The following is a 22,030-nucleotide window of genomic DNA, read 5'->3' as shown; positions in this document are numbered from 1 at the left end:
ATTTTCATAAAATAAAGCACCATTCAGCCATTCTGAACGGTGCTTTTCATTGCTATGATAAAATTCTTTTTTCCCCTTCTATTGCTTTGATAGGATCAATATTTTGGGTGAATTCTAATGTGCCAATATAATTTTCGTTCTCGTCCCTTACGGCGAAATAACGAATATATACATATTTATCGCGGAACTTAATCCAGAAATCCTCAGTATCCTTCCGTCCTGATTTGAAGTCAGCTAATAATTCTTCAACAACATGCACACTTCTTGGCGGATGACAGTTTTGGACGGTACGGCCGATAACAGCCTTCGTCCTTGCAAAAATCCTCTCTTTACCATGTGAGAAATAGCGGACAACATCGTCTTGGTCAATAAATGTAATGTCGACAGGCAAATGATTCAAAAGCAGCTCCAGCTGTTTTAAAGATAAAATCCCTGTTTCCATTTTAATATAACCCTCTGAGATGGCATTTTCGCCTAAATCCTTCCTTTCCGGCTTCCATTCCTCCGTAGGGCTAGTTAAACAAAAACCGATTTCATCGCTTTCATGTGCGATTTTGACCCATTCATCCTCCGTTAAATTTTTCAAAGCCATCGGGAAGAGTATATGCTCTTCCCTATAGATCATGTTGATTACTTCTTCCATTATAAAATGAACGAGATTCACGATTTCTTGTTTATTGCCATCATAATTGGACAGCTTATGTTTTGCTTCTTTAATGCCATCTCTAATAAAGTCGTCAATTCTCCACATATTATTTGTCGGACCATAGATCCCATACTTTTCAAGATATGGAAAAAGCAGATTTTCTTTTCGGCTATAATGCTTATCAATATCTAATAAAAGATTGCAATCCTCCAATAGCTTGTAAACAATTTCAGCTGTATCTTCATCGATAAACTGTTGTAAATGTAACTGAACTCTTGATTTAATTAACTTATCAAGCTCATGATTTTCCTGAACGAATGTATGAATCGGATGTCCAGGCACATTCTCCGGCTTTATGGCGCTTTCAGGTTCCTCTATAGAGCCTCTAAAAATATCGGTATGGGCTGCATACAGTCGCTGCAAATCATCTAGCGGAATGCCGCCCTCCTCCATTATATCATGCTGAAGTTGAGTAATTTCCTCAATGGTAATTTTTCCGACAAATGCATTAAAATGAGCTTTTACTTCGTCTACATTTCTTCCGTTATGTAGATCGATAAATATTTGTTTTAAAACGGTTTGGCGTTCTGTATTCTTAATTGTGTGTTCTCGATTATTAATGATTTCACTCATAAGGATTCTCCTTTGCAATGGACTTCATTTTAATTGATTATTGTTCTCATAAATAAAGTACCATTTAATTGTATAAAGGATTGTGATGACCATCATACTCTTAAAGATTGAGTTAACATTAATTTCATGATAATCTAACCGTATTCTAATACATAAGCATACACCAAACCTAAGAAAGGGTGAGTATCAATGGATATTACTGCAACTGTCGCCATTACCCATCTTCCTCCAAAGGGGAATTATGAAACCTTTACTGATGAACAGCATTATGCGGATAAAGTTAGAGAATGGGGTCTATCTGCAACGAAAGAGGTCAAAAAGCAATTTCTCTACAAGGAAAAAAACCTTCAGTATACCGTATCGGTAAAAGGCTATGAGGTTTATGAAAAAAATAGCGAATTAAACACAATCATTATTGAATTTCAAGACGGAAGCTTAAGCTGCATTCATCCAGCCTATTTGAAGGAAATGCAGGCTTCAAGCTTTGGAAAAGGAACCTTTACCGATGCAGTTGAACATTCTTTACCTTCCACTATTCAAGAGGCGCCAAAGGAAGAAATAAAACCTGAGGAAAATAAAAGCATAAAAGAACCAAAAAAGAAAAATGAGAAGAAAGAAAAGCCAGCTAAACTTGAGCTTCCCGAAGAAAAGGTGCATTTTACGGCAGCAGTTAAACAATTCTCTTTAAGCTGGAATAATTTTAATGAAGAAAATGATGAAGTTATTATTCTAGAGAATGTTATGATCACGCAAGAAAATCCAATTGATGTGGGGCTATCATGGTGTTCTCACTCAAAGACTTTGAAGAAACATGAACTGGCACCTGGAGATATTCTTGAATTCGATGGGAAAATCGTTAAGAAGAAATTACCGAAAGGCAAAGATGTGGGGGAAGAATTTATCGTTGCTGACCCTGTCTTGTATAAAATTAATAATCCTTCTAAAATCAAAAAAGGCTAAAAGGACGTTTATCCGTTCCTTTAGCCTTTTTCATTAAATTCTATAACTCATATTCCCATTCATCCCTTAAATGTAAATATAGAACGAGCAGAATATTTTCTAAATCCTGGAAGCTCATTCCTGTTGCATCCAACCTTGCTTTTGGAAGTACTATTTCTGCTACCTGCCTTGTCAGTCTAATACTCTCTTCTTCCGGTAAATGAGAAAACCGGCTGCAATACGTTTTAACTAAATTCCATTCCTTCGCTCCGAATGTTTTCAAAACCTGTTCCTCTATAAAGAGATCATTTTTTGCCAATCCGCGTTTTTCAATTTCCTTTTCTATAGGGGATAGTTTCTTTTTCTTTTTCGCTTTTCTTTCATGTACAACAATCGTTCCAGCAACTAGATCCCCGATTCTTTTATGCTTAGAATGAAAAAAGATCATCATCATGCCAAGAAAATAATTAGCTGGCAAGGAATCAATAATACGGAGGAAATTGCGAATAAAGCTTGAAAGCAGAGTAATGCTGTGGCCATTTTCTTGTATAACACGCAAACCCAATACTTTCTTGCCAATCGTTCGCCCGCCGGAAAAGTATTCAAATGCAAAAAAGTAACCCCAATTGAGAATGAACAATAAAATGATTGTGATTGCAGCAGTGACAGAATTTAATTCGGCCCATAATACGATATCTGACTGTCCAGATAATAACAAAATAAGGACAATGACAATCAAAATGTTCACAACGATTAAGATGGCCTGATCAATTATATAAGCTGCAGTCCTGCTTCCAAGACCAGCCAGCTGAAAATTTAGTGAAACATATTCTGGAGTTTTTATTCCGATACGGTCTTGGTTCATTGAAGTCCCCTCCATTTTTCATAATATTTCTCTAGCTGTTTCTATTTTTCTACAAAATTACTATAATAAGGAGAAAAGCAGTTTACAAGAGGTGTCAATATGAATGTTAAGCAATTTATTAAGCAGCACCGTGAAGATTGGCAGCAGCTTGAACAGATGGCAGCATCCATGCAGAAAAGAAAAAGAAAGATAACAGGTGCAGACATTAATCACTACTACCGCCTTTATCAAAAGGCTGCCCAAAATTTATCGTACAGTCAAACTTACTTCCCAAATGAAGATGTTACCCAATATTTAAATGCACTCGTGTCAAAATCACATAACTTATTGTATAAAAATCAAATGACAAGTATGAAACAAGCAAGCTATTTTTTCCGGACGAAATTTATCGGTCTATTAATAGAGCAATGGAAGTTTATTATTGCCGCCATGGTTCTTTTTACTGTTGGCGGGGTTGGCAGCTTTTTTTCAGTTGTTGATGACCCGATGCATATTTACTCGATCCTTCCTGCAGATATCGCCCAAGGTGTGGATCCTGACAAATTAGGCAGCGGCGATGGAGCGGTTGATTCCCCATTCATGTCTGCCAGCATTATGACGAATAATATTCAAGTAGCGATTTTGGCTTTTGCCGGCGGTGTCACCTTTGGAATATTAACGATTTATTTATTGATTTATAATGGGATCATTGTTGGTGCACTTGCCGCCCTCTTTTGGAATCATGGGAAGTCTTATGATTTTTGGGCATATATTGTCCCACATGGAATGATTGAGCTTACAGCCATTTTCATTGCTGGCGGTGCTGGATTGTTAATGGGCTATAAGCTCTTCGTTCCAGGAAATTTCTCAAGAGGGTTTCAGCTAAAGCACCAAGCTAGCCGTTCTGTTCAATTATTGCTCGGAACCATTCCGTTATTTGTTATTGCTGGAATCATTGAAGGCTTTATCACACCGGCAAAGATTTCATTAGAAGCAAAGTATATCGTTGCTTTCATTACGATTATTGGTTTAATCCTTTATATTGCGATTGGTAAGCTTTCATTAATGCGAAAACAAGCTATAATAGATTCCGATTCATAATATCTATGTAATGAGAAACGGCTGTAACCGCTAGTTTTTCCTCAAGGGCCTCTACGATTAAGAGGCCTTGTTTTTCCCATTTCAGTTTTTCTCTTTTCTTAATAAGCATTTGCTGCTGCGCGATACTTTTTATCATTGCTTTTTGTACTTGGTCTGGCTTAGTATTGATTGTTTTTAATAACGTCACATCTTCTAGGCCCATCATTAGAAACAAATGCCGCTGTCTAAGCCGTTTTAAATAGGCAAGGGCTGTTTCCTCATGAAGAAAGGTTGCGACATCACTGAATAGGAAAAGAAGGCTGCGCTTTTTCTGCATTGTTTCTAAATATTGCAGGACAGCAGCATAATTGGATTCGGAAGCATCCACCTCAAGATTATAAATGGCATGAAGAATCGTCTGCAAGTGAGCCAACCCTTTAGCTGGAGGAACAAATACTTTCACTTCCTTGGAAAAAGCCAGGACAGACACTTGATCTCCTTTTTGCAGGGCAGCTACTGCTACTGTCAGTGCTGCTTCTAACGATCTTTCAAGCCGATTTCCCTTTTCAAGCTCAGCACCCATCATTCGCCCGCAATCAATTAATAACGTCACATACTTCCCATGCTCTGGTTCATATTCATTTGTCATTACTTCACGAAGCTTCGCTGTTTGCCGCCAATTAATTTTTCGAGGATCATCCCCAACAACATAGCTGCGAATTTTGGCAAAATCCCCTACTCCACTTTGCCGCTTACGGATTTTTACACCTTCGTATAGTAAAAACGCCTGTGCACTTTCTAAATATTGCTTCGTCTCCGATAGATCGGGAATGACTTTAACAGAATCATGTAATTCAACCGTCATCTGTTTTTCCCACAAGCCTAAAGAACTGCAGTAACGGAAATAAAGCTTATGAATCTCATATTTTCCCCTCACACTTGCTCTTGTTTCATATGAGGGTATAGTGGAAGATCCCTTTTCAATCTTTCCATGAAAAGGAAAAGGGCGATGAAAGTCTAAAGGGATTCCATCTATCAATCGAAAATAAAAGGATTGCAGTGAATGATTATTTATTTCGATTTGGATGGCATATGACTTCCCTCTTTCCATCTCCTCAGGAATGATACGCTTAAGAATAATCTCCTTTTTGTTAGGTGAAAACAGTAAATCCAGAAGGCTAGCAGCAAAAACAAAAATATTAACGATAATGACAAATTTCCACGGGATATCTATAGCTGTACCCATTATTAAAACAATAGAAAGAATAAAGAAAATCAACAACAACCTTTTAGTCGGCAATATCCCTCTATCTTGGAACAGGAATCGACCCCACAAGCTCTTCAATGATTTGGTCAACGCTCACTCCCTCCAATTCTATATGTGGAGATAACTGAATTCGATGTCTTAACGCCGATTTAGCCACGATTTTAATATCATCTGGCGTGACATAATCCCTTCCAGCCAAATATGCCCAAGCTTGCGCCGCTTTTCCAATGGAAATGGCAGCTCTCGTACTTGCCCCAAAGCGGATGGACTCTGATTCACGTGTTTTCCGTACGATTTGCATAATATAGTCTAATACACCTTCACCAATTGTAGATTTTTGAATTTCTTTTTTGATCGACAGAAAATGGTTCATATCAAGTATTGGAGTAACAAGACTTCCGTCAAAGCTGTTTTCAATAACCTGCTTTAAAACATTCTTCTCTTCTTCAAAAGCTGGGAAGTCAATGTGAAGCTTAAATAAGAATCGATCCTGCTGTGCCTCTGGCAGCGGATAGGTTCCTTCAAATTCAATTGGATTTTGCGTGGCCACTACAAAAAAGACATCGGGCAGCTGATAAGTTTCCCCTTGAATAGTCACCTGCTTTTCTTCCATTGCTTCTAAAAGTGCAGCTTGTGTCTTCGCAGGTGTCCGGTTTATCTCATCAGCCAAAAGAATATTCGTAAATACGGGCCCTTTTAATGTTTGGAAATTGCTGTCTTTCATGTTATATATCGTACTGCCTGTAATATCACTAGGCAGAAGGTCAGGAGTAAATTGTATTCTGTTAAAGCTGCCTCCAAGCAGGCTGGCAAGAGTTCGTACCATTTGAGTTTTTCCCGTACCGGGTACACCTTCTAACAGTACATGGCCGCCTGCTAAAATAGCGGATAATAGAAGCCGAAGATTTAAACTCTGGCCTAAAATACGCTCTTCATATTTTTCTAATAAGGATGTTAACTCCGTCCTCATCTTTCTTCCACCTCTTTCTTTAAACGATCAAGCTTTCTCGACCATAGCAAGTATTCCTGCTTGTTTATTTTTTCATTCGCTAAAATAGCGGATAAACCTAACAGAAAAGGTTGAATCTCATTCTGCGGCAGATTCACCCATTTTCGTTTCAGAACATCTGATAGGTCAGCCCATTGCTTGCCGTAAGGAATACCCCATCGTTCTTGCATGAGCAGCTTCACATAATCAGCCTGTATCAATAATGAATCATGATATCTTCGGCCGCGAATAAACCAAGCTGACAAAGCCTGAAGGCTCTCGTCGCTAAATCGAACAGTTTCCTCTCTCGGAGTGAAGATAGGCCCGAATCGTTTTCCTTTGTGCCAAAGAAAAAGAACAGCAATGATGATCCCTTGAAGCATCAGCAGCAAGAACCATTTAGGATATAAGGCTGACACCTTCGCGGCATTTTCCCCGCCGTGTATGTATTCATCAAATAAAATCGTCTGTGCGCCCTCTTCAGTTAAGAGAGCTGATAGAAGAGCAGGATGATCATAGTCTAATATTTTTCCATTTGTCATCCATTCAGGAGCAATGGAAACAATTAACTGTCCATTGCCTATAGGACGTTTTACTGCTACTGTACCTGCTTGATCGGACAATAATATTTCATCGTGCTGACTTGTTTGAATACGTACGCCAGAGCTTATTTCGGCTTGATAATTCTTCCCATCACGATTATATACTTCAGCTTCATCATTAATTGAGGCATGCCCGCTAATTGGTACTGTTTTCAAATCGAATATCCCTGCAGGATTCTTTTTAAATAATAGAATCGTATGACCAGCTTTCATATAATCGATGTAATCTTCTATTTCTTCATTTTTGGGGAAGAAATGCGGCTCTGCCATGATTAGTAATTGTTTATTTTCTCTTTTGTTCAAAAACTTTGGGGCATGGGACCATTTCTTCACTTTATTTTCCTTGCCTAAGTATGTATACAATGCCTTTACACCTGTTGGGGATGGAGAGTCCGATACATAATTGGGATAGAACTTAGGTTCAGGAGAAAAAGAGAAATAACTAATCACCGTAAATAAGATTAGAAGTGTGATTAGGTATATCCAGGCTCGTCCCTTTGAAATAGATTTTAACAAGTTGACCTCCCCCCTTATCCCTTAAGCTTAGCATCTGTTTCCTGTAGCCAATACATCGCTTCACTGCGGAACTGGGTGTATTCTTCCTTCGTAATTTCACGTTCTCCATATGCCGCCTCATCGAATAAATTGGTAAGGTTAAAAAAAGCTTTTGCCCAGCTAGAGTTTACCTTTTGGAGCTCGTCATAATATTCCCAGTTTGTCTTCCAAATCCTAGCCTCCAGCCATTCTTTCTCATGAAAATAAAATAGCAAAGCTAAAAACATATGTCTGGTTGATAATGTGTATTCCCCTAAAGCTTCACGGTTCCTTGCTTCTAATAGATGCCGCTGAAACGACCAATTCAATTCCTTCACAGATTGAAGCGGTTTTTTGTCACGCAGCATTCGATTTCTTTTTGTATTTCTTCCAATTACAAATACAGCAATACTGAGCAATACAACAACGATAATGAGGATAACGATTAAAATAAATCCTGATGCACCACTCGATGGTTCGAAAGAAGGAAAAAGCTTCGACAGCTGCTCTGCCATCCACTTTTTCGCTTCTTCCCACCAAATCTCTAACATACTTTTGGAATCGCTATAATAAACTCGGTATTCTTTGTCACCTAATATTCGCTGAAGCTCATCCTTTGTCTTGTTCGTCTCCAACATTAATGATCACCTAACTTAAATAGGTTTTTAATAATTATGATAGTCATCAATCATTTCCTTTAAGTCGTCTGCATCATGCCTAATTTTTAGATCAAGATACATGACTCCATAGCCTACAGAAAGAATCATAGTAGTGAATAAAGTGACTAGATTTGAAATGATTGACAGCAATACACTATAGCCTAGGAATATACTAAAAGTCATTTCAACTGCAAAACTAATACTTGAAATAATTAAAAAGAATAAAATATATAGTCCCATTAAAATCCAAGTCCGTTTTTGGGTGAGCCTCCAGCTATTTGAAAATCCTGGAGATTCCCGGTCAAGCACAACTGAACCAAAATAAAAGCTCCAGCGTGTCAATAAGTAGCCAATGCCGACTGCACAGCCTAGGAATAGTATAATAGCTAGCAGAATTCCGATGGCAGGATGCAAAATAGATCCAATGAATCCAGTCATACTGACAAAGAAAACGGGAACAATCACTAAACCAAATGTGATTAATCCAAATAAAATACTGCTGCCAATCATTGGCCAGAACCTAGTAAAGGCTTCTTTTATCACTGATCCAACTGTGTATTCTTCATTTTTTCGAATATGATTGATGGCGAATAATATCGCTCCTTCTGCAACTGGAAATAATAGAAAGCTAATAAGGCCTACAAGGAATAAACCAACACCTGATCCGAGACTGTTTACGGATGATTCTGCTTCCATACCTGATAGAATTTTCTCGTACCAAGCACCCCCGCTCCCAAGCTCTCTAAAGAAGCTTACTCCAGAAAACAGCTGAATAATCGCCTGAAGCAAGTAAACCGGTCCTATTAAAATAAGTAAAATCATAAAAAAATCTTTAAATCGATTTTTACTTAAACTAAAGGTGTGATCTAATATTTCACTGAATCCTTTTGGTTTGTTAAATTTTGGGTTCAATTGTAGTACTCCTCCTGACTATGAAAACTAAATGGTAATATTGCCTATTTTATCATTATTCTAGGTTACTTGAGTAAGAAATTGTAAAAAAGTATCATTTAATAGTTCTTAAGAATATCTTCCATGATAATGTGCTAAAGCAAGCAACGGAAATATATAGCGATAGCTGTGGTAGTGAAAATAAAAATCGCCTGCCAGTCCTTGCCCCTTTGGGTAATCTGTCGTCCAGTCGTCATTATTAAGATTATTTAAAATAAATTGTACCCCAGACTCTATTTCCTTTGTTGGCTGTTCATGAACCGAAATTAGTGCATCTACTGCCCAAGCAGTTTGCGTTAATGTGCTAATATTTAAAGGAATATATCTTTGTTCACTATCACTTTTACACGACTCTCCCCAGCCGCCATCTGGGTTTTGGATTTCCTTCAGCCAGTTGACCGCTTTTATAATCGTCTGATTTCCGGGTAAAGCACCGGCTGCTTTAAGCCCTGTTAACGCACCCCATGTCCCGTAAATATAACAAATCCCCCATCTTCCATACCAGGAACCATTCTTTTCTTGGCTTCTAATTAGCCAATTCATTCCACTTTGGATAGGAGCATAATTCTTTGCTAGATTCGTGAAGTTTCCAAGAAATTCAAGGGTCCGCCCTGTTAAATCTGCATAAGATGGGTCAACTAATAAATACTCAGCCTTTTCAATAGGCAATAACTGAAGTAACTTACTATTTGTATTTTTTTCAAAAGCTGGCCAGCCCCCATCGTCGTTTTGCATGGATAGGACCCATGATACCCCTAAGCCCCATGATTGACGGTAACTCGGATTCGTCATAACACTTCTTGCAATCGAACGTAATGAAGAGGTAGTGTCATCTACATCCGGGTGGAGCGTATTTACATCACCAAAACCCCAGCCTCCTGGAAATGCATTTGGATTATTTACGACCCAGTCTCCATATTTATACTGCTGTTTTTTCAGCAAATAATGGTTTGCTTTTCTTACCATTGCGTCTTTTTCAGAAACGCCAGCCTCCTGCAATGCATAGTTGATTAATGAAGTATTCCACACGGTTGCCGTTGTGTATTGCATATGGGGAAGTCCTTTAATGTCACATTTCATTTTCATTAACCCATTGATTGCGTTTGTAATGACTGAATCTTTTTTTGAAACACCAAGGGATAATAACGCAAAAATCATCAGAAATGTGGAGCTAAAATATCCAAAAAAAGTTCCATCTGGCTCAATTCGCTGGAGCATAAATTGTTTAGTTTGTTCTGTGGCCAGTTTATGAATTTGGCTCGGCAATCCTATTAAACTTTTAATCCCTTTTTCAATTGTTGAGAGCACGGATCGCCATTCATCCAATTCACCTTCAAACTCTGAACCTCTCTGAATGAATAAATCTGATAAATCCGGACTGCTGCTTGATTTAAGCTGAAACTTTCGATCTGCAAGAATCATGATTGGGGCGAGATTTACTCTTCCATATTCCGAAAAACTATAGAAATTTATTGGGAAGGAAATTGGGAGCAGGATCAATTCTAATGGAACAGGAAAAAAACTAGGCCAATTCATTTGTCCTGTCATCGCCAGCATAATTTTTGTAAACATTTGTGCTTTTTCTATGCCGCCTTTTTTCAATATAAACTTTTTGGCTGCCCTTAATCTAATGTCCGTTTTCTGATAATACCCAGAATAGAGCAATGCGTAATAAGCCTCAATAGTTGCAGTGAGATTCCCATCGCCTTCATCATAATATAACTTCCAAGCCCCGTTTCCATCTTGTCTGTTTAAAATCCTCTTCGTCAAATCCAAAATTAATTTTTCATCATTTATTTCTAATGTCCTTAATAAAATAATCATATAGCAATCTGTGGAAATGCCCGTTTCAAAGGGATAATCCCAACTGCCATCGGGTTTCTGGTCTTTTCTTAGCACCTCTATAAGATTATTAATTCCTTCCATTATGGCATGATTCATCAATCTCATTCATCTCCTTAGCAAATTGCGTCTTACAAAATACATATTCATCTCTGAACCGGAGAATTCTTTGAGAAGGTGATTATCATCTTATTAAACATTTTTCAACAAAACAAACCGCCGCTTTCCGAAACTCTTATTCATATAAAGAAAGATTTAAAGAAAAAAAGCGGAATGCCAAATATCAAAGCTGAGCTCTCCCTCGATGAAAAGTCCCTTCTTCAAAGAATTAAAGCTCGGACAAGTCTGCTAAATAAAAATAATATCACTCGAACGAAAGCATATTTAGATTTCTATAATCGGTTTCCAGAGATTCACTGGGCCTTTCTCGGGCACATGGTATCGCGAAATGGCGGCTGGAATATGACGGATTTAAAGGGGAGCTTATTAAAGAGGTTGCTTTCAAGAAAAGAAGCTGATTCGTTCTTTTCGTTTTTGGAACGTGGGAATTGGCTGATTTTTCAAGATGCTTACCCGCAATTTTTAATCTATGAAGAAAGCCTGAAGTGGGGAAGAAACTTTTTTCACCTATTGCCTCATTTACATATATCCTCGTTCATGGAAACGATTTGGAATCATTTTTTGTATAATCGTGATCCATATATTCTTACTATGGCTCTAGTAGTTAATGAACAAAGCTATCTTGAAGAAAGGGTGCTTAAACATCCCACATACAAAAAGAATGTCCTTAACACATTAGAATTTATGCTGCAGGATTTCCTCTCGATGAACCATATTCTTTTTCCATTTTTAGAAAATGGGATCATGAAGCTGAATGGGCAGACACTGCGCCATTTTGAAAGCTTGCATGAGCGGATCTTGTTAGGAAAAAGATTATATGCCGTTTTATTCAGCAATAAAGAAAGATATTTATTAGTGAAAGAATGGGCTAATGAAAATCCACATACTGGTTCGCGAAAGGATTATTGGCCGCATATGTTTAACAATATCAATGAAGGGGCCCCAGGAACGTTGCTGAATCCTAGTATTAAATCTTGCAAGATTGCTCAAGGTTCATCTAAATTGTACAGTCCGAGGCTTGAATTTGCATGGAGAAATAAAGTACATCAGCCAGCTGAACCAGGGGACTGGTTTAACGATTGGAAGGTCGTTCAATACTTGGCTGCAACCGAAGAAAAAGTTGATGGAGAGATCGAAAATGACTATTGCAAAACACTTGAAAGGATCGAACTTGCAGGAATTACAAAAAAGGCCATTTTTCTGCGAGATTAAAAAGATGATTCCCGCCCTTCTTCTTGCATCATTAATTGGGACGTATCTTGATCTAGTTTTTGTTGGGATTGGCATGTATTCTTTTCCAAAAAGAATTTTTCCAGAAGTTTTCTCCATAAATATAATGTTTACTTTAATTGGATTACCTCTTTTCGTTTCTATCTTTCTATTATTGATGAACAGGTTAAATGTTTGGAAAAAAGCTGTCCTTATTTTGGTTGTTAGCTTACTTGCAGCATGCGCAGAAAAGTTTGCAGAGGAAATCGGATTTTTTATCCATGAAGATTCTTGGAAGCACTCGTATTCCTTTTGCGGTTATACGATATTTCTAGTCTTTGTTTATTTATTTAATCGAATGGCCTTTAAATCAGATTCACGTTGAACATAATGAAAAGCAGCCTAATCGGCTGCTTCTTTCGTGTGTCTTAATCATTTATTTCCTTCCAGGCAGTAACGCCGCCTGATAGCACGGTAACATCAAAGCCTTTCTCAGACAGTATGTCAGCACATTTTCTTGCGGAATTGCCTGTCGTGCAAGTGACGATGATTTCTTGGTTCTTCGGCAATGACGAAACCACTTCTTCGTTAAAAGTAAAAATATTCGATTTTTCAATGTTTAAACTGCGAACATTTTCATTATCAATATGGTAGGCATTATATTTTTCAGACGATCTTACGTCAAGAATACACACTTCTTCATTCTTAGTGAGTTTTTCAGCAAGTTCTGATGCAGTCATTGTTTTCATGTTTAAAGACCACCTTTATTGTTCTATTTCCACGGAATAAGCTTTCTTTCCAGCCACTGAAGCACCCGGTTAAAAAGCAATCCTAAAAACGAAAGTAATAAAACGCCCACCATTAATTTATTCGTAATCATCAGGTTCCCGTAATGCAGCACCATTGCGCCAATTCCATACTGTGCAGCAATCATTTCAGCAGATACTAATAGCAAAAGAGCTGTACCAGCTGCCAACTTAAGACCTGCAAAAATGGTTGGAAGCGCTCCAGGCAATATGACCTTTCGAATCACATTGAAATGATTGGACCCAAAGGTGACTGCCGCTTTTATTAAGATTTGGTCTACACTTTTTACTCCGGAAAATGTGTTAATTAATACTGGAAAAAATACACCTAGCGCAATAATGGCGACTTTTGGCAATTCCCCAATTCCGAACCATAAGATAATAAGCGGGAGTAACGCGATTTTTGGTATCGGATAAATTGAATATACAATAGGTGTAAAGATAGCATCGGCCCATTTTGAAAAGCCAAGAATGAGACCAATAATAATACCTACAGTAGCTCCAAGTAGGTAGCCCCAGCCAATTCGATATAAACTTGCTAATAAGTTTTTCATGAGCTCCCCGCTGCTAATCAATTCCCAGCCAGCTGTGACAATGGCTGTTGGTGCCGGTAAGAAAAGCGGCGGGACGATGTTCATTCGGCAAACGAGTTCCCAAATGAGCAAAAGCCCTGTAATGCCTAATACGGATGCATAGGTTGGTATTTTCTTTTCAAGAAACCCGACTCGATTTTTGATGATTTGTTTATTTTCACTCATTTTCTACGCCTCCTTTAATGCTTCCTGGGCATCATGGCGTATTAAATTCCAAATATCAGTGGAATATTGTTCAAATTGACTGCGATACTTATCTTCATCCCGGCCCATTTTCGGTAAATCAATATGAATAATGCTTTTGATTTTGCCTGGATGACGGGATAATACGATAACTCGGTCAGCTAAATAGACAGCTTCCTGAATGTTATGTGTAACATATAGGGTACTTAATTTCGTACGATTCCAAATCGTTAAGAGCTCCTCTTGCATAATTGTTCGGGTTTGAGCATCTAATGCAGAAAATGGTTCATCCATGAGAAGAAGGTCCGGTTCGACAGAAAGGGCACGGGCAATACCTGCCCGCTGTTTCATTCCACCCGAAAGCTGCTTAGGATAAGCACCTTCAAAACCAGTTAGACCTACCATATCAATATAGTATTTTCCTTTTTCTTCTCTTTCTTTTTTACTGACTCCCTTTTCTTCAAGACCATAAACGACATTTTCAAAAACAGTACGCCAAGGAAATAAAGCAATTTCCTGAAAAACGATCCCTAAATTGGGCTCTCTTCCTTGGGTGCCTTCAAAATATACTTGTCCTTCGCTAGGCGACATTAAGCCGCCAACAATATTAAGCAAGGTAGATTTCCCGCAGCCGCTCGGGCCGACAAGAACGACAAACTCTTGATTTTCGATTGCAAAATTAATATTTTCAAGAGCCGTTACTTCCCTTTTTTTCGAATCAGCAAATTTCTTGCTGACGTCTTCTACAACTATTCTCATGATGTTATTCCCCTAGTTCTTTTAATGCTTCCTCTAACAACTCTGTATTGACAATTTCTTTACTGTCAATAGCCTTATCTATCAGTTTCTCTTTTGCATACCAATCAATTTGTGTCTGAATGTCAGACTCTAGTAATTTTCCATCACGATCCATATATGGCAGGCCTTTTTTGATAAGCTCAGGATCTTGGTCCGTATACTTAGCAATGATATTTATGACTTCATCGTAGTTTTCCCCTGGTACAGTTTCTCCATCCTTTTTCACTAAAACAGCATCATAGTAGTAACGAGATGCCTTAATATACGCTTTAAAGAACCTTACAGCTGCATCTTTATTCTCTGCAAAAGCAGGCGAGAAGAAAATTCCTGAAGTTTGATAATCGATTTCTTCTCCAATTTGAGAAATGACTTTCCCATATCCTTCAGCCTCAACTGTTGAAATATTAGGCTCATTTAAAATGACAGCATCTACCTGCTTGCTATTTAAAGCTTCCATCAGACCTTTAATACTATTAAGTGGAACTAATTGTACGTCAGCAATGCTTAAACCATGATTTTCTAATACTCTGCCCGCCATATAATGGAAGGTAGAACCTGTTTGAGTAATCCCGATTTTCTTTCCTTTTAAATCTTCAATCTTGGATACATCTGAGTCATTTGGCACAAGCAAGGCAGATGAAGAGTAGCCTTTCTGCTCTCGGCCTTTATCAGCAACAATCCATAATTTCTGTCCGCCAGCGACCATATTATATAGACTTGCAGTAATTCCAGTAGCCCCAACATCTACACTGCCCCCTGCTGTTGCGACTGCAATCGGCTGTGCTGCCTCAAACCAAGTAGCTTTTGCATCTATATTTTCTTCCTCGAAAAATCCTTTTTCTAATGCGATAAATAATGGTGCTGAACTCGTTAATTTAAGCATTCCGATGTTGACAGAGGCTTTTTCTGGACCTTTTCCTGCATCAGATTCATTTCCTGTTGATTGATTTTCTTCTTTCTTTCCACACCCTACGAGAGCGATCATTATTGTAAGTAAAGTCGCTAAGATGATTGTAAAAGATTTTTTCACTTTTTTATTCCTCCATCACTTTAATGTTGTACATTATTAAATAATAACATATGTAATGATATATCGACATAATTTTCAAAAAGATTCTTTTTAATTTAAGAAAATATTTGTAATAAAAGTGTATCCTACTATGAAAGTAATAAAACTCCACCATTTTTTAAAAGAAATAGTGGAGTACATAGAATTTAGCGGTCAATAGCTTTTCTAAAAGTTTCTGCCGATTCTAAAGGATTTTTTGCTTTCATAATTGCTGATACAATGGCATATCCAGCGAGTTTATTTTTTTGCAGTTCCGCAATATTTTCAAGCTTGATTCCTCCAATAGCCACTACTGGTATGGAAACCTCCTTGATGATCGATCCAAGCATTCCTTCTGGAAGCACTTTCGCATTGTCTTTCGATTGTGTTGGAAAACATGCGCCTACACCAATATAATCAGCGCCATTTTTTTCTGCTATTTTTGCCTCTTCTACAGTTGATACAGAAATTCCAACGATCATCGAGTCAGGTACCATTTCTCTAACGGACAATAACGGAAGATCACTTTGACCAATATGAACGCCAGCTGAATGAACGGCTAATGCAACATCAATTCGATCGTTAATAATGAGCGGTACTTGATAGCGATCAAGCAAAGCTTTTAGTTTACTTGCCTTTTCATAGAAAAGCTTTCCGCTGCTTTGTTTTTCACGGAGCTGAACAATCGTCACTCCGCCTTTCACAGCATTCTCAACAGTTTGGAGAAGCTTTTCAAGAGGAGCTGATTCTTCAGTCACTAAATATAATGTATAGTTTGGTTTCATGCGAAACGAACACCTTCTTCCCATATTTGTTCATCCATTAACGAGATCTCATCCATAAGCTTGATACGGTAAGTCCCGATGCCATCACAATCTTGTAATCTATTTCTTGCCCTTTCACCTGCTAAACTCATAGCCGACATTCCGGCGACCGCTGCAGAAAATAGGTCATCTGTAATTCCCGCAAAGCAGCCGATTAAAGAAGCGGTCATACATCCTGTTCCTGTAATACGGGTTAGCCAAACATCCCCATTCGCTATTTTAACGGTCTTTTTCCCATCGGAAATAACGTCTATCTCCCCGCTAATGACTGTAATTGCGTTAAGCTGTCTAGCTGTTTTGATCGCCAGTTCTTCCTTCGAAATTGAAATGTCTCCAGCGTCAACCCCTCTTGTTACGGCCTTACCGCCAATTAAGGCAAAAACCTCCGTTGCGTTTCCTCTTATGATGGAAACATGCACTTTTTTGATAAAATCCAATGCTTTTTCCGTTCTAAATGGAGTAGCTCCAACTCCGACTGGATCAAAAACGACTGGAATTCCTTTTTCATTTGCGGCTTGCCCTGCTCGAATCATCGCACGATAAGTTAAATCATCGATCGTGCCAAAATTAATAACTAGTGCATTTGAGAGACTTGCCATATCCGCAACCTCTTCAATACTTGTCGCCATGACGGGAGAACCCCCAATCGCAAGTGTTGCATTTGCACAATCATTTATCGTGACGTTATTCGTAATATGATGAATAAGCGGATTGCGTTCCTTTATTATCGAAAATAAATGTTTAATCGCGTCTTTGTTCATTCATTTGTCCTCCAAGCCTGAATGTTTAGGAGTTTTGCTTGATTAGCAGATTTGCTTTTTCATAGAGCTCGTAAAAATGGTTAGTCGGCCCGTGCCCATGCCCTATATTAAGACTGTGCCTGATAGCAGTCGTGATGTATTTTTTTGATATATGAATAGCTTCTAATAGAGACTCACCCTTCGCTAAATTAGCTGTGATAGCAGATGAAAGTGTACAGCCTGTTCCGTGGGTATTTTTTGTGTGAATTCTTTTACCTTTTATCCAATGGAAGCTGTTTCCATCATAAAATAAATCATTAGGCTCACCGCTCAGATGCCCGCCTTTTAAAAGAACTGAATTTGCACCTAGTGCTTTAATCACTAAGCAAGCATCTAGTAGATCTTCTTCATTGAGAATTTTACGGCCAATTAATACCTCTGCTTCAGGAATATTGGGTGTTACAACGGTTGATAAAGGAATTAATTTTTCTTTCAGGGCTGCAATGGCTTCTTCTTGTAATAAGTGATGTCCGCCCTTAGATACCATGACTGGGTCTAATACAATATAATCTGGATTATATTTTTGCAAAGAGCAGGAAACTACCTCCACTGTTTCAGGCGTAGAAAGCATCCCGATTTTAACAGCATCTACTCGAATATCATCGAATACCGCTTCTATTTGATCTTGGATGATGGATAGATCAATATTATGAACTGAGCGAACTTCCTGTGTATTTTGTGCAGTAACGGCTGTAATGACTGACATGCCAAATACGCCTTGAGCTGCAAAGGCCTTTAAATCTGCTTGAATTCCTGCACCCCCGCCAGAATCAGAGCCTGCGATTGTAAGTGCTGTTTTCATGAAGCATTCCCCCAATCGCTTTGTTTTTGATCAAACTTTTTAATAGAGCAAAGCCCATAATCGCACCAGTAAAGGAGCTCATCGTAAAGGCTGGGATTAATCCAAATAATGTGGCTTCTTTTCCCAGCAGGAGCACAGCAATTGGGTAAGTTGCCATAGCACCAAGAATACCTGTACCAATAACCTCTCCTGTTGCGGCAAGCCCTAAATTCTTCGTTTTACGATATAGTATTGCAGCGAGAAATGCACCAATCATACTGCCTGGATAAGCAAATAAACTCCCGGTACCAAGCATATTTCTTAACGATGAAGAGATAAATGCTTGAATCACTGCATACCAAGGTCCAAGTAAAACGGCTGAAAGGACATTGGCAAAATGCTGAATCGGAAAAATTTTCGCAAAACCAACTGGAATGTAAATGAAACTGCTTGAAACGGTGGTGATTGCGGCGATAATGGCAGTTAAGGTAATTTTTTTTGTTTTTTGCATGTCTGTCACTCCTTTGTTAATTTTTTTGACACGATATTTTCAAAGGCTGCTTTTGGGTCGACTTGTTCTTTAATCACCTTTGAGTCGTATAGCCAATCTGCTACTTCCTCCCAAACCGCTTCATCCTGGTAGCCGAATGGTGCACTCTCATCATCCATTAACGGCAAAAGAATTTCTAAACTCTTCTTTTCTACCTCTGCATCTAAAGGAAAGCTATCATTTTCATGATCTAATAACACCTTGAGTCCGGCATCAGGGTTTTCTTTAACGTCTTTATGCCCTTTTGTGACTGCGCGCCAAAACTTTTCAAAGGATGCTTTCTTCTTTTCTAAAGTATTTTCTCCTGTAACGATAATAAGTTCATAATTATCAGGCACACCGTAATCTGGCAATCGAAGAACATCGATGTTATAGCCTTCTTTTTGTAAAAGGACTTGCTCATGATTAATGTAGGCTCCAACAAGGGCATCGACATTATTTGTCGCTAAGGAAGCCATTAAATCCCAGCCAACATCTGTCATTTTGACTTTACTCATATCCCCGCCATCATTTTCCACCATTGATGCAACAACTGCCTCACTTACTGAAGCTGACGGGTAGCCAACATTTTTCCCTTCTAAATCTTTTGGAGATTGAATGCCGTTTTCAGTCTTATACATAATCGCATCAAGAGAATGTCTAACAAATGCAGCAATTGAGACGACTGGTATATCCTCTGCTCTGGAAACAAGCAACTGGCTTTGATAGCTGATCGCTAAATCAACTTTTCCGGTAGCGGCAAGCTTTAACGGATCATTCGTATCAGCAGGCATTTCAATTTTTACATCTAGACCTTCGTCTTCAAAATAGCCTTTTTCTTTAGCAACATAAATAGCTGAATGAACAGCATTCGGATACCAGTCAAGCATAATACTTATATCTTCAAGCTCTTTCTGTTGATATCCATGACTAGCTTCGTTTTTTCCTGTGTTACAGCCTGCAAGCATAATAGCGATCATAATAATTAAAAGGCAACTGAACGATGTTTTCTTCATTTTCTGACCAACTCCAACTGTAAATTATTCTGCATTTTTCCACTTCAGCATATATTTTTCTGCTGCTTTTACAATGGCGAACAAAAGGATGCCAAGTAAAGTTAAGATCGTAATAGCAGCAAAAACTCCTTCTGCATTTAAATTCCCCGACATCCTTCGGCTATAGTAACCAAGCCCCTCACTAGCCCCGAGCCATTCTCCAATCGTTGCTCCTACGAGGGCATATACGATTGCAAGCTTTAGTCCTGAGAAAAAAGAAGGCAATGCCATCGGAATGTTTAGCTTTAAGAAGATCTGCCAGTGGTTTGCGCCCATGGAACGCAATAATTCGCTATATTCCTGATCACTCGATTTAAGTCCATCATATGTGCCTACAACAATAGGAAAAAATGAGATAAGAATCGTTACAGCGACCTTGCTCCAAATCGTATAGCCAAACCAAAGGACGAAAATGGGCGACAAGGCAATGATTGGAATCATTTGCGAAATTAGCACTGCAGGATAAAGCATTTTTTCTAGTGTTTTGAAAAAAAACATCCCTGCTGCCAACACAATTCCTCCCATAGCAGCTAGGAGAAATCCAATTAGAAATTCAAGCATCGTAGCTGGCAAGTGTTCTAACAATAGCGGCTGCCAATTTTCAAAAATTGATATTATCACTCTTGTTGGTGCCGGAATGATAAAGGCAGGAATGAACTCACTTTGTACTAGCCATTCTAATAAGAGTAAGATTGTCATGAAGAATAGGAGAAATAGACTATAAGTCTGTATCCATAATTTAAATTTTTTCATAGGCAATCTTCTTCTCCAGGCTTTGTCTTAATGTAATCAGCTCTTTTTCGTGCAGCATATCAAGTTTTCTAGGACGTTTCAGATTGACCTGAATTTCTTCTAGCGTTTTATCAGGGTGCAACAAGAGTATTCGGTCACTTAGAAAGCATGCTTCCTCCAAATCATGGGTAATAAACAATACCGTTTTGTTTAATTCCTGCCATATGGACAGCAGCCATGCTTGCATGTCTTTTTTCGTTAAGGAATCAAGCGCTCCGAACGGTTCATCCAGCAATAATAATTCCTTGCCTGTTAATAAGGCCCGAAGAAAAGAAACTCTTTGTCTCATCCCTCCTGATAGCTGATTTGGAAATGAATTCTCGTACTCTAGTAAACCTACTCGTTGAAGCCACTCTCTTGCTTTGTCTTTTGTTAGCCCATTTTTCTTCTGAATTTCGGCTGATATCATAATGTTTTCTAGTATCGTTCGCCAAGGGAGTAGCAAATCACGCTGGGGCATATAGCCAATATCCCCAAGCGTGATTGCTTTTCCATTCAGAAAAACCTCTCCACGATCTTGTTTAAGCAGACCGGTAATTAATTTTAATATAGTTGTTTTACCTGTTCCGCTTTTTCCAATCAAAGAGACAAATTCGCCATTAGTTACTGTTAAGCTTAGATTTGACAGTATTTTGTTTTCTTGACTTTTATCTTTAAAGGCAAATGATACATTCTTTAATTCTAATGTCATATTTCCACCATCTAATTCGTTAAATTGGCCAGTCCTGTTTGTAATAGTTCATATCCCAGAATAAATACTCGTATTTTGAAGTCATTTGGAAATGCTCTTCTAGGACGGCGAGTTCTCGCTCTGGTTTTCCTTCTGCCAGTTCATCCATTAGTTCAATCAGCCATTTAGCTCCATTGCCAAAGGTTTCAGAATCATACGTTTCTACCCATTTAGCATAGCGGTTAGTAGATAATAGTTCCCCATACTGCTTTCTTAATAGCTTCCCAATTTCCCAATAATCCCATGCACAAGGGAGAAGACAGGAAACTACTTCTGGTAAACTGCCATTTTGAGCGACATTTAACATATACCTCGTATACGCCAAATTGACAGGAGTAGGTTTAGTTGCTTCTAATTCTTCTCGAGAAATACCAAATTCCGCAGCAAAAATCCTATGTAATTCCATTTCAAAATGCAAAGTTTCATGCAGGATTTTAGCAAACTTCCCCATTGTTTCTAGATCATTCGCCTTTATCACACCTACTGCAAAAAGTTTGGAGTAATCAATTAAATACACATAGTCTTGTTTCAAATAATGAATAAACTTCTCTTCATCTAATATTCCCTTCCCCAATTCCTGAACAAAAGGATGATTGTGATTCTTTTCCCAAATTGGCTGTACATTTTCAAATAATCTTTCAGTAAACCTTTTCGTTTTAACCATTTCCATTACATTCTCCTCCTGAAAATTAATATTTATTTTGTGTTTCGATAACACACGAAAAAAATAAAAAAACCGCTTCCCATATTAGGAAAGCGGTTAAGTCAATACGTTGA

24 protein-coding genes are annotated in these 22,030 nt (G+C 38.3%); 4 read left to right on the top strand and 20 right to left on the bottom strand.

The window, feature by feature from the left end; genetic code table 11:
• Window positions 1-52: 52 nt before the first annotated feature.
• On the bottom strand, window positions 53-1,279 hold the full coding sequence (locus tag AR328_RS01115; protein ID WP_066288167.1) for a DUF438 domain-containing protein: 1,227 nt from the start codon (window positions 1,277-1,279) through the stop codon (window positions 53-55).
• A gap of 189 nt (window positions 1,280-1,468) precedes the next feature.
• Here AR328_RS01115 and AR328_RS01110 point away from each other — a divergent pair, with 189 nt between their 5' ends.
• A complete protein-coding gene (locus AR328_RS01110) occupies window positions 1,469-2,239 on the top strand; it encodes a hypothetical protein (protein ID WP_066288164.1) in 771 nt (256 codons plus the stop codon).
• Window positions 2,240-2,279: 40 nt separating this feature from the next.
• Here the strand turns inward: AR328_RS01110 and AR328_RS01105 are convergent, their stop codons facing one another.
• On the bottom strand, window positions 2,280-3,083 hold the full coding sequence (locus tag AR328_RS01105) for an RDD family protein (protein ID WP_066288161.1): 804 nt from the start codon (window positions 3,081-3,083) through the stop codon (window positions 2,280-2,282).
• A 99-nt stretch (window positions 3,084-3,182) separates the two neighbouring features.
• On the opposite strand from AR328_RS01105, the gene AR328_RS01100 reads away from it, so the two are divergent.
• Complete coding sequence (locus AR328_RS01100; RefSeq protein WP_066288158.1) at window positions 3,183-4,163, top strand: stage II sporulation protein M; 981 nt, start codon at window positions 3,183-3,185, stop codon at window positions 4,161-4,163.
• Here the strand turns inward: AR328_RS01100 and AR328_RS01095 are convergent.
• The 6 genes from AR328_RS01095 to AR328_RS01070 form a co-directional block, all read right to left on the bottom strand.
• Entirely contained in the window at window positions 4,141-5,499 is a 1,359-nt protein-coding gene (locus AR328_RS01095) for a DUF58 domain-containing protein (protein ID WP_231734730.1), read from the bottom strand. The two genes, AR328_RS01100 and AR328_RS01095, sit on opposite strands and share 23 nt — an antisense overlap.
• Window positions 5,450-6,379 (bottom strand): AAA family ATPase, encoded by a 930-nt coding sequence (locus AR328_RS01090; protein WP_066288151.1) that lies wholly within the window; start codon window positions 6,377-6,379, stop codon window positions 5,450-5,452. Before AR328_RS01090 ends, AR328_RS01095 begins: the two co-directional genes overlap by 50 nt.
• Complete coding sequence (locus AR328_RS01085) at window positions 6,376-7,515, bottom strand: DUF4350 domain-containing protein (RefSeq protein WP_066288148.1); 1,140 nt, start codon at window positions 7,513-7,515, stop codon at window positions 6,376-6,378. Before AR328_RS01085 ends, AR328_RS01090 begins: the two co-directional genes overlap by 4 nt.
• A 14-nt stretch (window positions 7,516-7,529) precedes the next feature.
• On the bottom strand, window positions 7,530-8,171 hold the full coding sequence (locus tag AR328_RS01080) for a DUF4129 domain-containing protein (protein WP_066288145.1): 642 nt from the start codon (window positions 8,169-8,171) through the stop codon (window positions 7,530-7,532).
• A gap of 27 nt (window positions 8,172-8,198) precedes the next feature.
• The gene (locus AR328_RS01075) at window positions 8,199-9,104 is read right to left on the bottom strand and encodes a hypothetical protein (RefSeq protein WP_066288142.1); all 906 of its coding nucleotides are present in this window, start codon (window positions 9,102-9,104) and stop codon (window positions 8,199-8,201) included.
• A gap of 108 nt (window positions 9,105-9,212) precedes the next feature.
• Window positions 9,213-11,084 (bottom strand): terpene cyclase/mutase family protein, encoded by a 1,872-nt coding sequence (locus AR328_RS01070; RefSeq protein WP_066290107.1) that lies wholly within the window; start codon window positions 11,082-11,084, stop codon window positions 9,213-9,215.
• An 87-nt stretch (window positions 11,085-11,171) separates the two neighbouring features.
• Here AR328_RS01070 and AR328_RS01065 point away from each other — a divergent pair, with 87 nt between their 5' ends.
• Together AR328_RS01065 and AR328_RS01060 are read left to right on the top strand one after the other, a co-directional pair.
• Window positions 11,172-12,317, top strand: coding sequence for a DUF2515 domain-containing protein (locus AR328_RS01065; RefSeq protein ID WP_442854424.1), 1,146 nt, complete (start codon window positions 11,172-11,174; stop codon window positions 12,315-12,317).
• Window positions 12,244-12,699 carry a CBO0543 family protein gene (locus AR328_RS01060; RefSeq protein WP_231734729.1) on the top strand — a complete coding sequence of 152 codons (456 nt, stop codon included), beginning with the start codon at window positions 12,244-12,246 and terminating at the stop codon, window positions 12,697-12,699. Before AR328_RS01065 ends, AR328_RS01060 begins: the two co-directional genes overlap by 74 nt.
• Before the next feature lie 43 nt (window positions 12,700-12,742).
• On the opposite strand, the gene AR328_RS01055 is transcribed toward AR328_RS01060, so the two are convergent.
• The 12 genes from AR328_RS01055 to tenA form a co-directional block, all read right to left on the bottom strand.
• Window positions 12,743-13,063, bottom strand: a complete 321-nt coding sequence (locus AR328_RS01055; protein ID WP_066288136.1) for a rhodanese-like domain-containing protein — start codon at window positions 13,061-13,063, stop codon at window positions 12,743-12,745.
• Between the two features lie 23 nt (window positions 13,064-13,086).
• Window positions 13,087-13,878 carry an ABC transporter permease gene (locus AR328_RS01050; protein ID WP_066288134.1) on the bottom strand — a complete coding sequence of 264 codons (792 nt, stop codon included), beginning with the start codon at window positions 13,876-13,878 and terminating at the stop codon, window positions 13,087-13,089.
• A 3-nt stretch (window positions 13,879-13,881) separates the two neighbouring features.
• Entirely contained in the window at window positions 13,882-14,655 is a 774-nt protein-coding gene (locus AR328_RS01045; protein ID WP_066288131.1) for an ABC transporter ATP-binding protein, read from the bottom strand.
• A gap of 4 nt (window positions 14,656-14,659) precedes the next feature.
• Entirely contained in the window at window positions 14,660-15,724 is a 1,065-nt protein-coding gene (locus AR328_RS01040; protein ID WP_066288128.1) for an ABC transporter substrate-binding protein, read from the bottom strand.
• 185 nt (window positions 15,725-15,909) lie between these two features.
• Complete coding sequence (gene thiE / locus AR328_RS01035; RefSeq protein WP_066288121.1) at window positions 15,910-16,527, bottom strand: thiamine phosphate synthase; 618 nt, start codon at window positions 16,525-16,527, stop codon at window positions 15,910-15,912.
• Window positions 16,524-17,327, bottom strand: coding sequence for a hydroxyethylthiazole kinase (gene thiM, locus AR328_RS01030; RefSeq protein WP_066288118.1), 804 nt, complete (start codon window positions 17,325-17,327; stop codon window positions 16,524-16,526). Before thiM ends, thiE begins: the two co-directional genes overlap by 4 nt.
• A gap of 25 nt (window positions 17,328-17,352) precedes the next feature.
• On the bottom strand, window positions 17,353-18,168 hold the full coding sequence (gene thiD, locus AR328_RS01025; protein WP_066288115.1) for a bifunctional hydroxymethylpyrimidine kinase/phosphomethylpyrimidine kinase: 816 nt from the start codon (window positions 18,166-18,168) through the stop codon (window positions 17,353-17,355).
• Complete coding sequence (thiW, locus tag AR328_RS01020) at window positions 18,137-18,658, bottom strand: energy coupling factor transporter S component ThiW (protein WP_066288110.1); 522 nt, start codon at window positions 18,656-18,658, stop codon at window positions 18,137-18,139. Before thiW ends, thiD begins: the two co-directional genes overlap by 32 nt.
• Before the next feature lie 5 nt (window positions 18,659-18,663).
• On the bottom strand, window positions 18,664-19,692 hold the full coding sequence (locus AR328_RS01015; RefSeq protein ID WP_066288107.1) for an ABC transporter substrate-binding protein: 1,029 nt from the start codon (window positions 19,690-19,692) through the stop codon (window positions 18,664-18,666).
• A gap of 24 nt (window positions 19,693-19,716) precedes the next feature.
• Window positions 19,717-20,484: an ABC transporter permease gene (locus tag AR328_RS01010; protein ID WP_066288102.1), complete on the bottom strand. Its 768-nt coding sequence runs from the start codon at window positions 20,482-20,484 to the stop codon at window positions 19,717-19,719.
• Window positions 20,471-21,214, bottom strand: coding sequence for an ABC transporter ATP-binding protein (locus AR328_RS01005; RefSeq protein WP_066288097.1), 744 nt, complete (start codon window positions 21,212-21,214; stop codon window positions 20,471-20,473). The genes AR328_RS01010 and AR328_RS01005 overlap by 14 nt, the downstream gene beginning before the upstream one ends.
• A gap of 19 nt (window positions 21,215-21,233) precedes the next feature.
• Window positions 21,234-21,923 carry a thiaminase II gene (tenA, locus tag AR328_RS01000; RefSeq protein WP_066288092.1) on the bottom strand — a complete coding sequence of 230 codons (690 nt, stop codon included), beginning with the start codon at window positions 21,921-21,923 and terminating at the stop codon, window positions 21,234-21,236.
• Between the last annotated feature and the right edge of the window lie 107 nt (window positions 21,924-22,030).

Origin of the sequence: Bacillus sp. FJAT-29937 (assembly GCF_001509555.1) — a bacterium.
Taxonomy (GTDB): Bacteria; Bacillota; Bacilli; order Bacillales; family Cytobacillaceae; genus Cytobacillus.
Note: the sequence above shows the minus strand (reverse complement) of the source record. Positions and strands in the feature narration are given on the sequence as shown.